This window comes from Nocardia sp. NPDC050712, assembly GCF_040654295.1.
GTDB lineage: Bacteria > Actinomycetota > Actinomycetes > Mycobacteriales > Mycobacteriaceae > Nocardia.
The window spans coordinates 246,775-260,028 of the sequence record NZ_JBFAHT010000006.1 but is presented as its reverse complement, the minus strand read 5'-3'; the positions used below and the strand labels follow the sequence as shown (position 1 = coordinate 260,028).

Here is a 13,254-nt window from a genome sequence, read left to right as displayed (position 1 = left end):
TAAGAGATGTGCTGTAGCACTGGCTGAGTGGTGTCAGCTCTCGGTGAGCTGCCCGGCGTTCAAATGCCAGCGGCGCGTGGCACGCACCGAATCCAGCATGCGGCGGTCATGGGTCACCAGAATCATGGTGCCGGTGAAGGACTCGACGGCCTGCTCCAACTGCTCGATGGCGGGCAGGTCCAGGTGGTTGGTGGGTTCGTCAAGGATGAGCAGGTTCACTCCGCGCGCCTGCAAGAGCGCCAGCGCCGCGCGGGTTCGCTCACCGGGTGACAGGGTTTCGCAGGCCCGCATCACATGCGGCCCGCGCAACCCGAACTTCGCCAGCAGCGTGCGCACTTCGGCGTCCGGCCATTCCGGCATCTCGGCACCGAAAGTCGCTGCCAGCGCGGCGCTTCCGCTGAACAGTCCGCGCGCCTGATCAACCTCGCCGATCTGCACGCCGGATCCCAGCGCGGCCGTGCCGCTGTCCGGCGAGATCTTGCCGAGCAGCATGGCGAGCAGGGTCGACTTGCCCGATCCGTTCGCGCCGGTCAGCACGATCCGGTCGGCCCAATCCACCTGTGTCGTCACCGGCCCCAGCGTGAAATCGCCACGCGTGACCGCGGCCTGGGACAATGTCGCGACCACCGAACCACTGCGCGGCGCGGCGGCGATCTCCATCTGCAGTTCCCACTCCTTGCGTGGCTCCTCCACCACCTCCAGCCGCTCGATCCGCCGTTGCGTCTGGCGGGCCTTCGCCGCCTGCTTCTCGGTCGACTCGGCGCGCGCCTTGCGCCCCAACTTGTCCGAGTCCCCGCCCTTGGTCTTGCGCCGCGCGTTACGGACCCCGTGCTCGAGCCAATTGCGCTGCATTTGCGCTCGCGACTCCAAACCCGCCTTGGTGTCGGCGAATTCGTCGAATGCCTCGCGCGCGTGCTGCCGGGCAATCGCCCGCTCGGCCAGATACGACTCGTAGCTGCCGTCGTAGACACCCACCTGCTGCTGTGCCAGATCCAGCTCCACGATCCGATTCACGGTGCGGGCCAAGAACTCCCGGTCGTGGCTGATCACCATCAGCGGCACCCGCACCCCGGTGACGAACTGTTCCAGCCGTGCCAGCCCATCGAGATCGAGGTCGTTGGTCGGCTCGTCCAGCAGTAGAATGTCGAAGCGCGACAGCAGTACCGACGCCAGCCCGGCGCGGGCCGCCTGGCCGCCCGACAATCCCGTCATCGGCGTATCCAGGCCGCTCACCAGGGAATTGGTGAGCCCGAGATCCGCCGCCACCTCCTCGGCCCGCTGCTCGAGATCGGCGCCGCCGAGCGCCAGCCAGCGTTCCAGTGCGGGGGTGTACTCGTCCTCGCCGCCGTCGGCCAAACCCTCCGCCGCCGTATCCATCCGCTGCTGCGCCTCGGTGACACCGGTGCGCCGGCCGAGGAACTCGAGCACCGTCTCCCCGGCCAGCCGCTCCGGCTCCTGCGCCAGGTAGCCGACGGTCGCATCCGGGGGACTCAGTGTGATGCTTCCGGAAGGCGCGTTCCGCTCGGCCAGCATCCGCAGCAGCGTGGATTTGCCGGCGCCGTTCACGCCGACCAGCCCGATCACGTCCCCCGGCGCGAGCGTCAGGTCGAGATCGTCGAACAGGGTTCGTTCCCCGTGTCCGGCGGACAGGCCACGCGCATGCAGAGTCGTACTCACCAGGGCAATTGTGCCGTTCCCCGAACGAGCTCCGACAACCGCGTGCCGCATCGTGGGTCAGGGTGCACCCTGAGGTCCGGGGCCGCGGAAATCAGGGTGTGGATCGGGCGAACGACCGATGTCAGGCGGCTATTTCCAGAGCAGAGTGGAGAGCAACACGAAGAACGAAAGGAAACAACATGACCGCCCCCGCCCGCCGCCTCACACGCTCCACCCACGACAAGTGGATCGCCGGTGTCTGCGGCGGCCTCGCCGAATACTTCGGCTGGAGCCCCAACGTAGTCCGGTTGCTGTTCGTCCTGTCCTGCCTGCTCCCCGGCCCGCAGTTCGTCGTCTACCTGGTGCTGTGGCTGGTCATCCCGAAAAAGTGACACTCCCCACGAAGGCGGCGCAGCCGCGCAGATCGGGGCGGTCGCACCGTCCTCGGGATCTCGTTAAGGGGCTGCGCCGCACGCCCGCGGATGACAGGATGGGGTGAGCCCGCGTATCGCGGGCGTCAGCATCGGAGTCCGTTGAGGAGGAGTCATGGTCATCCCGGGAGAATTCTCCGGCCTGGATCTACCCACCATCGACGCCCACACCTCGCTCGACGGCCTAGGCGCCGTCGAACTCAATAATCCCACCCAGGACATCAACGGTGACGGCTATCTGGACAGCGTCACCACCACCGGTGAAGAAGTGATGCAGGTCTGGTCCGATCTCGACCACGACGGCCTGGCCGATCACGTCAAAGTAGTGGAGTCCGACGGCGATTACGCCGCCTGGGAATTCCACCAGCATCCCGACGGTACCCAGGAATGGGTCCGCACCGATCAGGGCACCCTCGGCAAGTAATCCGAGTCGTCCCGGCGCACAGGCGGCCGGGACGAGATGTCAGTTCGGCGGTGGGGTCGTTGTCAGCGCGTGCTTCGGCAAGGGCGTCGTAGCCAGTGGCGGGTCGGCGTCGATCGCGTAGATGCCGCCGGTCATCCGGCCGCGATCCAATTCCAGGATCGACAGCAATACCTTCTCGGTAGGCACGATCGCGGGAAAAGTATTGGGCGCGATCGCATTCACGCGCACACCGAATTCCCGGAACTCCAGCGCGAGGTGTCGCGTCAGCTGATTCAGCGCCGCCTTGGACGAGCTGTAGAGCATCTGCCCGCCCGGGTAGAGCTCGGAGCCGGACAGGCTGGAAACGTTGACGATATTGCGATTGCGAGACCGGTTGAGATCGTTGTCGTGCATCCAGCTCTTCTGCGCGAGCCGTGCCGAGAGCCGTAGCGGCACACCCACATTCGTCTGGAAGTGATTGTCGAAGTCGTCCAGAGCGGCTTCGCCGTTGATCACCCCGTTGGCGTACCACCGGGAGTGGGCGGCGTTGTTGATCAGCAGATCCACCGTGCCGAACCGGGCCAGCGCCTCGTCGGCCACCCGCTCGACCTCGCCCGGCTCGGTCAACTCGGCTCGGATCAGATGCACCTGCGAATCGTTCTCCGGCAGCGTGCCGCGTGGATCGAACGGGTCGATGAACCATTCGTGCTGGGAGGGCACCCCCGGCGTCCGTTCCCGATGCACGGCCACGATGTCGTAATCCCGGTACAGGGCCTGGCAGAAGGCATTGCCGAGCACCCCTCCCGCCCCGGTGATCAGCGCGACCTTCCGGTCACCGAGCACCCTTCCGCCATTCGCCAATGTCGTCTCCTCCCCATGCTGCAGCAGGTCGATCTTAGGGTGCGGGCTCGAGCCCCGTCACTCCGAGCGCTCGGCCAGCGAAGCCAGCAGCGCCTGCTTCAGCCGATCCGGGTCGGACCGCAGCAGTTGCGTCACCGGGCTGTACACCCGCAGCTCCCCAGCTGCCAGCATCCGCTCCCGCGTCGCCTCGTCCGGAATCCAGGACCCGAAATAGGCCCGTGCCGCGCTCCAATCCCCGCTCGCGAGCGCCGCGTGCACCAGGTCGCGCGAGCGCAACATGAACTGCAGCTCGATCGGCAGTTCGGGGTTGTCCCACCAGAAATTGGAAAACGCGCCGTGATTGCTGAACTTGGCCACCCAGCTCTCGAACGACGGATTCGGGTAGTGCAGGATCACCGGGCCGATGGCCCAATGGTGGTCGCCCACATAGTCGTGGAATTCGTGAATTCCGGCCCGCACACCGGGCGTGGCCCGCACCGCGCTCTTCCCGTTGCCGTAGGCCATGAAATCGGTCCGCCCGTTGACCCGGAACGACGTGCACTCGGCAAAGCAATTCTCGGTGTCGTGCTCCGCCGGCACGGCTTCATGATTCGCGAAGCTGACCTGGCCGACGTGCTCCAACTCCCGCCACTCACCGTCGCTCTCGTCGTAGAGCAGCTCATCGGTATCGACCGCCGCGACCCAGTCGTAGCCGTGCTGAACAGCGTACGAAACGGCGGTTTGGGTGTTGGCCATAATGCGCTGCATCACGACCGACGGCGAGTTGTCCCGCCGGTCCCCCAGACCCGCCAGCAGCAGTACCCGCCGGTCCTCCACCAGCGCTTCGAACACCGGCCGTTTGCTGGGATCATCCATGAAGATCACGATCAGATCGGCCTGTCGCAGGTGGAAATCCAGCCAGAACCGATAGCCCGGGCCGGGATCCAGAACAGTCGAACAAATGAGCAAGCGGTTACGCCCCGAGGGCGCGGGCTTCACGGACACGGGCCCGATCGTAACCAGGCCTGCCGGGTACCGCCTCCGCGATTGAACCTTGCCTCCCTGCCCAGTAGATTCCCGGGGGATGCCCTCGTGCCGTACGGCCAGGATCGGATGGAACCCACGGCCGCCCGCGTGCGTCGAAGGTAGTAGGACAGCACTCGCCGCGAGCGATGACCTCGTGGTCGGGGGGAGTGGACGAAGAAGCAGGGATGGAGGGGTGGCGCTATGGGCAGCAGCACACTGGGCGTCAAGACCGGCGAGCTTGGCGCGCTGGGCAATGAAATTATGATGTCGGCCGCGATTGTCACCAACAGTGCGAAGCGGATCTCGGACAACATGTTCGGTAACGGCTCGAACAGCCATGGGCCCGAAGCCGGCCGTAACTATGTCAACGAGGGCAAGCAGATCTATTCCGGGCTCGAGAACGTGGGCAAGTGGCTCAAAGCCTGGGGTGATGCCGGCAACGCCATCGGTGACGGTATCGGCGCCTCCTCGATCGCCTACTCCAATACCGACACCGAGGCGGCCAAGAACACTGCCGCGCAGACCCAGAAGATCTGATCGGTTGCGATGACGATTGATCATGGAAGGGCCGCCACATGGTTGAGCTAGGCACGGCTCCAACTAATCTCGGCGGCGCCAACGTGGACGGCATGCTCGACGACGGCGCCACCGGCCTGCAGTATTTCGCGCAGCTGTATCAGCGCTACAACCGGGCCTTCAGCGCCAATATCGAGATCAGCAAGATCTATATGCGATACGACGAACAGCGCGGAATGGATCTGGAGAAGCTGGCGAATACCGCCACCGCCATGCGCACGACGCTGAGTGAAGTCGACGCGCAGCTGACGACGCAGAAAGCCGCGAAGGAGAAGCTGCCCACCATTTGGACCGGTGATGCCGCTACCGCGGCGTCGACGATGTTCGCCCAGCAGTTGACGATGGCGCAGGAGGATCGCGATAAAGCGGTGACCGCAGTCTTGGCGATGGAAACCGCGATCCCCAAGCTGCGAAGCGCGGTGGAGAGCAAGAAGAACCATGTCAAAGACCTGGTGAAGTCGTCCGAGGTAAAGGTCGACGATAAAACGCCGGACGACATCGACGGCATCATCGAAACAGCCCAGGGCAAGGAGGGCAATTGGACGAAGTTCGGGCAGGTCATGGCGTTCGCGGCCACCGGGGGAGCCAGTTCGTTGTACAACGTCTGGAACAAGGACCGATGCCAAGACTGGCTGAATGACACCTTCAAGAAGGAGTTCGACGAGAAGCTCCAGAATTTCTACGACAAGTGCACCTCCACTGATACCGCGGTCAAGCAGGCCTACCCCACACTGACCGCGGCAATGCAAGCGCTCGACGGCAACGCCTATCCGCGTCCGGCGGGCACCACGGTCACCAGTCCGAGTCCCGGTCCGTCCCCGGGTCCATCTCCCAGTTCGCCATCCCCGGGTCCATCTCCCAGTTCGCCCTCCCCGACCTCACCCTCACCGACCTCGCCCTCCCCGACTACGCCGTCTCCGACCACGTCCTCACCGACGGCTGGGACACCGTCGTACCTGAACGCCGCGGCCCTGAGCGGACTTGCCTCGACGATGGCCACGGCGCTGACCACTGCAGTGAGCACGCTCGCCACAGTCGCTACCGCGGGTTTGACTGCGCTGGGCACGGCGATCAGTGAAGCGGTCGAAGATCTGACCGACGACGACAAAGACGACGACGGCAAAGAGGACAAGAAAGAGGGAGATACCAAGGAAGGCGAGAAGAAGGCGAATTCCAACGAATTCGACCTCGCGGGAAAGCATTACAAACTGGAGGTCGGCGCCGACGGGCAGCCGAAGCTGGTCGAGACCGACGGGGCCGGCAAGACCCAGGAGTACAGCGTGAAGCTGGACTCGAACGGCAATCCGATTATCTCCGGCGAGGAGAAAAAGGAAGAGAAGAAGAGCGAGGATACGCCCCAGACGCCTTCGGCTGGGACTCCGACCAGCGGTATGCCCGCTGCGGCCAAGCCCAAGAAGGGCGGCGAGGACGGCGAACATACTCCGAAGGTCGTTCCGGTCACCGGCGAGCAGAAGCCGCAGGAGCAACCTGTCCAGACCGGTGCCGAGCTCTCCGAGGCGGGCCCACTGTGACGCAACTGATCGACCGAGGAGCCTGACATGGCCGACGCAGTCAGAGAGATCGAATGGATCTTCGAGGAGCACGATCGCCAAGCGCGGATCCTCAGTGAGGAATTCGTAGAGATCGAGCGTCGCTGCGCTGAACGTGAACAAGAGTTCCGGGAGCGAACCGAAGCCTCGTATCAGCAACTGCTGGAGGAGCATGCCGAAGAGATCGAACGCGAGCAGGCCGAGGCGGCGGAGAAAGAGCATGCCGAGATAGCCGCTCGTACCGAACGAGAACAAGCTGAGCGCCTGGCCGCGGAGCGCGCCGAGTGGGAGCGTTCGGAGGCTGAGGCACGCGAGCGGCGCGAGGAGATCGCGCGTTCCATCGCTGCTCGGAAGGTCAACGACGAGCCGCTGCCGATCGATGAGGCGATCGCCCGCTCCAAGGCTGCTCGAAAAGCGAACGACTACGTCCGCCCTGTCGATGACGACGATCCGGACGCCGAGTACTACCGCCGCGACAGTTGGCTCGTCTGAGCACCTGAACACAAAAGAAAATGGTTATGAAGCTAGATAGCGACTGGCGAAATTGGCTGGCCGAGAACGTGGATCGCGGATGTACCGCGGAGACGATGGTCAGTGCCATGGTGGGGGCGGGTTTTGCCGAGGACGCCGCGGATGCGGCGGTGAAGCGTGCGTTGGCGGGGGAGTCGACGCAGTTGGTGCAGCCGAAAACGCATCCTGGTTATACCTATGACGAGTGCCCGGTTTCGGGGGACAACGTCATTCATGCCTATGACCGCGATGTCCGGGTGCTCATGCGGGTGGAGAAACCGCAGGTCATCCTGTTCGCCGATGTGCTGACGGCCGACGAGTGCGATCAGATGATCGAACGGTCGAGCAGCAGGTTGAATCGGTCGACGACGGTCAACGGCGAGACCGGTATCGACGAGGTCATCCCCAATCGGACCAGTGAGGGCGCGGTATTCCAGCGCGGCGAGGACGAATTGATCGACCGGCTGGACCGGCGCACCTCGGCGCTGATGAATTGGCCGCTGGATCACGGCGAAGGGTTGCAGACGCTGCGCTACCGCCCCGGTGGCGAATACCGGCCGCATTTCGACTACTTCCCGCCGGAGGATCCCGGTAGCTGGCAGCACGTGTCGGTGGCGGGGCAACGGGTGTCGACCCTGATCGTCTATTTGAACGATGTCGAAGCCGGTGGCGCGACCGCCTTTCCGGAGGCCGGGTTGTCGGTGGCTCCGAAAAAGGGCGGCGCGCTGTACTTCCGCTACTGCAACGGCGCGGGCGAACTCGATCCGCTCACCCGGCACTGTGGCCAACTGGTGACGGCCGGCGAGAAGTGGATCATGACGAAATGGATGCGTAAGCGCCAGTTCTGAGGCTATTTCCGCAGCAGCGACGCGATCGCGCCGATGCCGACCTTCGGCTTCTCCTCTTCGCGGGGCGCGTGGGGGTCGATGACCTGGGTGTGCGGGATCTGGGCATCCGGGTCGGCGAAGGGTTCGTACTTCTTCTCACCGAGAAGTTGGTGCAGCAAGTAGCCGGTCAGCAGGGCGCGGACGGCGCGGGCTGTTTTGTGCTCGTACTTGCCGACGCCGAGCGCGCCCAGGGCGCGGCGGCCTTCGACGATGCCGTTGTTGGAGGCGCCGTCGAGGGCGCGCAGGATGGCCGGGCCACCCCAGGCGGCGGTCAGGGGGATCGCGTTGCAGCTGACGGTGTCGATATCGGAGGCGCTGGACAGGATCAGGGCGGGGACCGACAGATCAGGGGCCAGGGACTCCGCGGACGGGGCGGTGGGTGCGGGGGCGATGGCGCACAGGGCGGCGACCGAACGCTGGGTGGCCGCGATCACCGCGGCGCCGGCGCCCATGCCGTGGCCGGCGAGGGCCAAGCGGTCGGGGTGCACGCTCAAAGTGCCGTCGCCCAGCCGGACACCCGTGCAGATGTCGAGGGTGGTGAGCAAGTCGGTCGCCAAGCCCAGGTGTGACGGGATCGGCCCGCGCTCGGTGTCGGGCGCGGCGACCACGATGCCCCAGGACGCTAGATGCTCCAGCGTCCCGCGATAGTGGGATACCCCGGTCAGCCAGCCGTGACCGAAGGCAACACAGGGGAGGTCCTTGCCGGACTCAGGCGTGAACACCACCCCGGGTTGACCCGCAATGGCCAGGTTCCCGCGCAACACTCGGTGCGGTCCCCGGCTGGTCAGGGTGCTCAGTAGCGATTTCACAGACGCCGACACGGCATGAACGTTATCCGATAAGTAGTCTGATGAGCCATGTGCGGAATCGTTGGCTACGTCGGGTACCGGGACGCGCTCGGTGTTGTCGTTGACGCGTTGCGCCGCATGGAATATCGCGGCTACGACTCCGCGGGTGTGGCGATCCTCAACGGCGCGGGTGCGCTGGCAGTCGAACGGAAGGCGGGGCGACTCGCCAATCTGGAGGCTGAGCTGGCCGAAGCCGGCGCGGACAAGTTCGCCGGGAGCACCGGCATGGGGCATACGCGGTGGGCGACACACGGCGCGCCGACCGATCGCAACGCGCATCCGCATCGCGACGTCACCGGCAGCATCGCGGTCGTGCACAACGGCATCATCGAGAACTTCGTGCCGCTGCGTAAGGAGTTGGAGGACGCGGGCGTCGAGTTGCTCAGCGACACCGACACCGAGGTCGCCGTGCACCTGGTGGCCCGCGCGTACGCCGACGGGCCGACCGAGGGCGATTTCGAGGCGAGCGCGCTCGCGGTGCTGCAGCGACTCGAAGGCGCCTTCACGCTGGTCTTCACGCACGCCGAGCACCCGGACAAGATCATCGCCGCGCGCCGCAACACGCCGCTGGTGATCGGTGTCGGCGAGGGCGAGATGTTCATCGGCTCCGATGTCGTCGCCTTCATCGAGCACACCCGCGAGGCCGTCGAACTCGGCCAGGACCAGGCCGTCGTGATCACCGCCGACGGCTACAAGGTCACCGACTTCACCGGCAACCCCGACGTGGAGACCCGTCCGTTCACCATCGATTGGGATCTCGCCGCCGCCGAGAAGGGCGGCCACGACTACTTCATGCTCAAGGAGATCGAGGAGCAGCCGGCCGCTGTCGCGGACACGCTGATCGGCCACTTCACCTCCGATGAGCACGGCGGCCGCATCGTCCTGGACGAACAGCGACTCGCCGATCAGGAACTCCGCGAATTCGACAAGGTCTTCGTCGTCGCCTGCGGCAGCTCCTATCACGCGGGCCTGCTGGCCAAGTACGCCATCGAGCACTGGACCCGGCTGCCCGTCGAGGTCGAGCTGGCCAGCGAATTCCGTTATCGCGACCCGGTTCTGGACCGCTCCACGCTGGTCGTCGCGATCTCGCAGTCCGGCGAGACCGCCGACACGCTGGAAGCCGTCCGGCACGCCAAGGAGCAGAAGGCGCGCGTGCTGGCCATCTGCAATACCAACGGCGCGCAGATCCCGCGCGAAGCCGACGCGGTGATCTACACCCGCACCGGTCCGGAGATCGGGGTCGCCTCCACCAAGGCGTTCCTCGCCCAGATCGCCGCCAACTACCTTGTCGGCCTGGCCCTCGCGCAGGCCCGCGGCACCAAGTACCCCGATGAGGTGGCTCGCGAATTCGCCGAGCTCGAGGCGATGCCGGAGCTGATCGCGCGCGTCCTCGAGACCGCGCCGCAGGTTCGCGCCATCGCCCGCGAGCTCGCGCACGTTCCGACCGTGCTGTTCCTCGGCCGGCATGTGGGCTACCCCGTCGCCTTGGAAGGCGCGCTGAAGCTCAAGGAACTCGCCTACATGCACGCCGAGGGTTTCGCGGCGGGTGAGCTCAAGCACGGTCCGATCGCGCTGATCGAGGAGGGGCTGCCGGTGATCATCGTGATGCCCTCGCCGAAGGGCCGCGCGGTGCTGCACTCCAAGCTGCTCAGCAATATCCGCGAGATCCAGGCCCGCGGGGCCCGCACCATCGTCATCGCCGAGGAGGGCGACGACACGGTGCGCCCGTTCGCCGATGATCTGATCGAGATCCCCTCCGCGCCCACGCTGTTCCAGCCGCTGCTGTCCACGGTCCCGTTGCAGGTCTTCGCCGCCGAGATCGCCCAGGCGCGCGGCTACGACGTGGACAAGCCGCGCAACCTGGCGAAGTCCGTCACCGTCGAATAGCGCGTCAGCTGACGGTGACGGTGCCGCGCATCTCCGGGTGCAGGGAGCACAGGTAGCGGTAGGTGCCGGGGGCCGTGAAGGTGTAGCTCCACTCGCCCCGGTCGAAGATCGGGCTGTTGATGCCCATCGCCTTGTCGCCGATACCCTGCACCGAGTGCGGGACCTTGTCGTCGAACTTCCAGGTGACGGTGTCGCCGGCCTTGACCGTGATGGTCTCGGGAGAGAACTTCATGTCGTCGACGTCCACGGTGACGGTGGCGGGCTTCGAGTCGGCGGGGGCGGCGGCGGAGGTCGAGGCGGCGCCGGTCGTCGTGGTGGCCGACGGTGCCGAATCTTCGGACCCGCACCCGGCGAGCAGCATTCCCACCACGGCGAATCCGGTGGCGATCCGGAAGGACTTCACGCGACTGTCGAACGGCATGGGTCCGAAGCGTAGTCGCCGACGCGGACGCCCTCGGCGCGGATACGCTGGGACGGGTGTGCGGAGGCAGGTGGAGTCTGCCTCCGCACACTCGTGTCATGCCACGGCCAGGCTCACGCGCTGACGCTGGTCATCGATGGCCAGAATGCGCACCGACAGCGTGCTGCCGACCGTCGGATCGTTCGACGGGTCCGGCCATTCGGTCCGGTGCAGCAGCCCGTGGATTCCGGGCGCCACCTCGAAAAACGCGCCGAACGGCACGATCTGGACGACCTCGGCGTCGAGGACGGCCCCGATGCTGTGCGCATCGGCGAACGAGCGCCACGACTCCTGGGATATTTCCGAATGGGACAAGATAATTCACCTCCTCACGCAGTCCCTGAAAATGGTGCGATACAAGGGAATTGCGAAGGAGGGGTGGGCCTCTGGCCCACCGGGACATCACCGGACGGCCGGGAAACCCGTCTGTGCGCGGCGCAAGGCCGACCCGGCAGTCACGAAAATCACCCTAGGGCAATCGAATGCCTGCAGGCAATGGTCGACGCGCGGCGGGTATCGACACGATTCACATCTCTTCGCAGGCATACACGGGCGTGTGGCGGTCGACGTTTCGGTGACGCCGGTAGGGTCGGCGGTGGGTGTTTCACGGCCGACGACGGTGGAGGCGAGCGCGGATGTCCGACGGGTTGAACTTCGCTGACCAGCGGGGATACTTCACTGCCGACGAGGTGCGGGCGGCTGAGGCGGAGTTGTTCACGCGGGTGCCCGACGGGGTGCCGATGCGGCGGGCGGCCTATGGGCTGGCGACCGTGGTGGCGGGGGAGTTGCGCGGGCGGACGGGGGGTGTCGCCGGGCGTTCGGTGACTCTGCTGGTCGGGTCGGGGGATAACGGTGGTGACGCGCTGTGGGCCGGGGCGATGCTGCGGCGGCGGGGTGTGGCGGTGTCGGCGGTGCTGTTGAATCCGGAGCGGGCGCACGAGAAAGGGCTTGCGGCGCTGCGGAAGGCGGGTGGGCGTGTCGAGTCCGTCGTCGGAGCACCCGATCTGGTGATCGATGGCATCGTCGGGATTTCCGGTCGTGGGCCACTGCGGGCTCCTGCGGCCGAACTCGTTGCGGGCATTGCCGTTCCGATCGTCGCGGCGGATCTGCCCAGTGGGGTCGATGCGGATACCGGTGCGGTCGAGGGGCCCGCGGTACGGGCCGATGTCACCGTTGCGTTCGGGGCTTACAAACCTGTGCACGCGCTGGCGGTGCCGTGGTGTGGGCGAATCGAGCTGGTGCCCATCGGGTTACGGCTGCCCGAGCCGCGGTTGCGTGCGTTGGAACCGGCGTCGGTCGGTGCGCGGTGGCCGGTGCCGCGAGCGACCGACGACAAGTACACCCAAGGCGTCACCGGTGTCTGCGCGGGCAGCGCGACTTATCCCGGCGCGGCCGTGTTGTGCACGGGAGCGGCGGTGGCCGCCACCTCCGGCATGGTTCGCTACGCCGGGACCGGCGCGCACGACGTGCTCGCGCACTTCCCGGAAGTGATTGCCAGTCAATCCGTGTCGTCGACCGGCCGAGTCCAGGCCTGGGTCTTCGGGCCGGGGGCCGGCACCGATTCCGACGCTCAGAAGCGCCTCGCTGAAATCCTCGCCACCGACCTTCCCGTGGTCGTCGACGCCGACGGCCTCACCATGGTCGCCGAAGACCCGGACTTGGTGCGCGGCCGCTCGGCCCCGACCGTTCTCACCCCGCACGCAGGTGAATTCGCTCGCCTGACCGGGCACGAGGTGGGAGCCGACCGCGTCGCCGCCGTCCGTGCACTCGCCGAATCCTGGCAGCTGACAGTGCTTCTGAAGGGGCGAGCCACCATCATCGCCACCCCCGGCCGCCCGGCCCTGGTCAACGACGCCGGCGGTTCCTGGGCCGCCACCGCCGGCTCCGGCGACGTCCTCTCCGGCCTCATCGGCGCGCTCCTGGCCGCAGGCAAAGACCCCCAATGGGCCGCCGCCGCGGCCGCCCGCGCCCATGCCTTGGCCGCCAACCTCGCCGCCCACGAAGGCAACCCGGCCCCGGCCCCCACCTCCGCGTTCCCGCTCTTGGCCCACCTTCGCCCCGCCATCGGCACGCTGCGCGCGCTCAACGAACCGAGCCCTTAGCGCCAGTGCGAACCTCGACCTGCTGAGCAGCAGGCTGTGACTTCACGATCTGGCTCGTGCCACCACCCAGAGCGAGTC

At 66.4% G+C, this 13,254-nt stretch carries 14 protein-coding genes; 8 read left to right on the top strand and 6 right to left on the bottom strand.

The window, feature by feature from the left end; all coding sequences use genetic code 11:
* Nucleotides 1–33: 33 nt before the first annotated feature.
* Complete coding sequence (locus AB0H76_RS36755; protein WP_357331916.1) at nt 34–1,677, bottom strand: ABC-F family ATP-binding cassette domain-containing protein; 1,644 nt, start codon at nt 1,675–1,677, stop codon at nt 34–36.
* Between the two features lie 179 nt (nt 1,678–1,856).
* On the opposite strand from AB0H76_RS36755, the gene AB0H76_RS36750 reads away from it, so the two are divergent.
* The gene (locus AB0H76_RS36750; RefSeq protein WP_357331914.1) at nt 1,857–2,048 is read left to right on the top strand and encodes a PspC domain-containing protein; all 192 of its coding nucleotides are present in this window, start codon (nt 1,857–1,859) and stop codon (nt 2,046–2,048) included.
* A 154-nt stretch (nt 2,049–2,202) separates the two neighbouring features.
* Nucleotides 2,203–2,511 (top strand): DUF6802 family protein, encoded by a 309-nt coding sequence (locus AB0H76_RS36745; RefSeq protein WP_357331912.1) that lies wholly within the window; start codon nt 2,203–2,205, stop codon nt 2,509–2,511.
* A gap of 39 nt (nt 2,512–2,550) precedes the next feature.
* Here the strand turns inward: AB0H76_RS36745 and AB0H76_RS36740 are convergent, their stop codons facing one another.
* Complete coding sequence (locus tag AB0H76_RS36740) at nt 2,551–3,351, bottom strand: SDR family NAD(P)-dependent oxidoreductase (RefSeq protein ID WP_357331910.1); 801 nt, start codon at nt 3,349–3,351, stop codon at nt 2,551–2,553.
* Between the two features lie 57 nt (nt 3,352–3,408).
* Entirely contained in the window at nt 3,409–4,335 is a 927-nt protein-coding gene (locus AB0H76_RS36735; RefSeq protein ID WP_357331908.1) for a hypothetical protein, read from the bottom strand.
* 222 nt (nt 4,336–4,557) lie between these two features.
* Between AB0H76_RS36735 and AB0H76_RS36730 the strand changes: the two genes are divergently transcribed.
* The 4 genes from AB0H76_RS36730 (at nt 4,558) to AB0H76_RS36715 (ending at nt 7,840) form a co-directional block, all read left to right on the top strand.
* Nucleotides 4,558–4,893, top strand: a complete 336-nt coding sequence (locus AB0H76_RS36730) for a hypothetical protein (RefSeq protein WP_357331907.1) — start codon at nt 4,558–4,560, stop codon at nt 4,891–4,893.
* 92 nt (nt 4,894–4,985) lie between these two features.
* Nucleotides 4,986–6,464: a hypothetical protein gene (locus tag AB0H76_RS36725; protein WP_357331905.1), complete on the top strand. Its 1,479-nt coding sequence runs from the start codon at nt 4,986–4,988 to the stop codon at nt 6,462–6,464.
* Nucleotides 6,465–6,491: 27 nt separating this feature from the next.
* Nucleotides 6,492–6,974 carry a hypothetical protein gene (locus tag AB0H76_RS36720; RefSeq protein ID WP_357331903.1) on the top strand — a complete coding sequence of 161 codons (483 nt, stop codon included), beginning with the start codon at nt 6,492–6,494 and terminating at the stop codon, nt 6,972–6,974.
* A gap of 26 nt (nt 6,975–7,000) precedes the next feature.
* Nucleotides 7,001–7,840, top strand: a complete 840-nt coding sequence (locus AB0H76_RS36715; protein ID WP_357331901.1) for a 2OG-Fe(II) oxygenase — start codon at nt 7,001–7,003, stop codon at nt 7,838–7,840.
* Nucleotides 7,841–7,842: 2 nt separating this feature from the next.
* Here the strand turns inward: AB0H76_RS36715 and AB0H76_RS36710 are convergent, their stop codons facing one another.
* A complete protein-coding gene (locus AB0H76_RS36710) occupies nt 7,843–8,700 on the bottom strand; it encodes a hypothetical protein (protein WP_357331899.1) in 858 nt (285 codons plus the stop codon).
* A 36-nt stretch (nt 8,701–8,736) separates the two neighbouring features.
* On the opposite strand from AB0H76_RS36710, the gene glmS reads away from it, so the two are divergent.
* On the top strand, nt 8,737–10,614 hold the full coding sequence (glmS, locus tag AB0H76_RS36705; protein ID WP_357331897.1) for a glutamine--fructose-6-phosphate transaminase (isomerizing): 1,878 nt from the start codon (nt 8,737–8,739) through the stop codon (nt 10,612–10,614).
* 4 nt (nt 10,615–10,618) lie between these two features.
* On the opposite strand, the gene AB0H76_RS36700 is transcribed toward glmS, so the two are convergent.
* Nucleotides 10,619–11,035 (bottom strand): cupredoxin family copper-binding protein, encoded by a 417-nt coding sequence (locus AB0H76_RS36700; RefSeq protein ID WP_357331896.1) that lies wholly within the window; start codon nt 11,033–11,035, stop codon nt 10,619–10,621.
* Between the two features lie 96 nt (nt 11,036–11,131).
* Complete coding sequence (locus tag AB0H76_RS36695) at nt 11,132–11,389, bottom strand: S1 RNA-binding domain-containing protein (RefSeq protein WP_357331894.1); 258 nt, start codon at nt 11,387–11,389, stop codon at nt 11,132–11,134.
* Nucleotides 11,390–11,709: 320 nt separating this feature from the next.
* Here AB0H76_RS36695 and AB0H76_RS36690 point away from each other — a divergent pair, with 320 nt between their 5' ends.
* Nucleotides 11,710–13,176, top strand: a complete 1,467-nt coding sequence (locus AB0H76_RS36690; RefSeq protein ID WP_357331892.1) for an NAD(P)H-hydrate dehydratase — start codon at nt 11,710–11,712, stop codon at nt 13,174–13,176.
* The last annotated feature ends 78 nt before the right edge of the window (nt 13,177–13,254 follow it).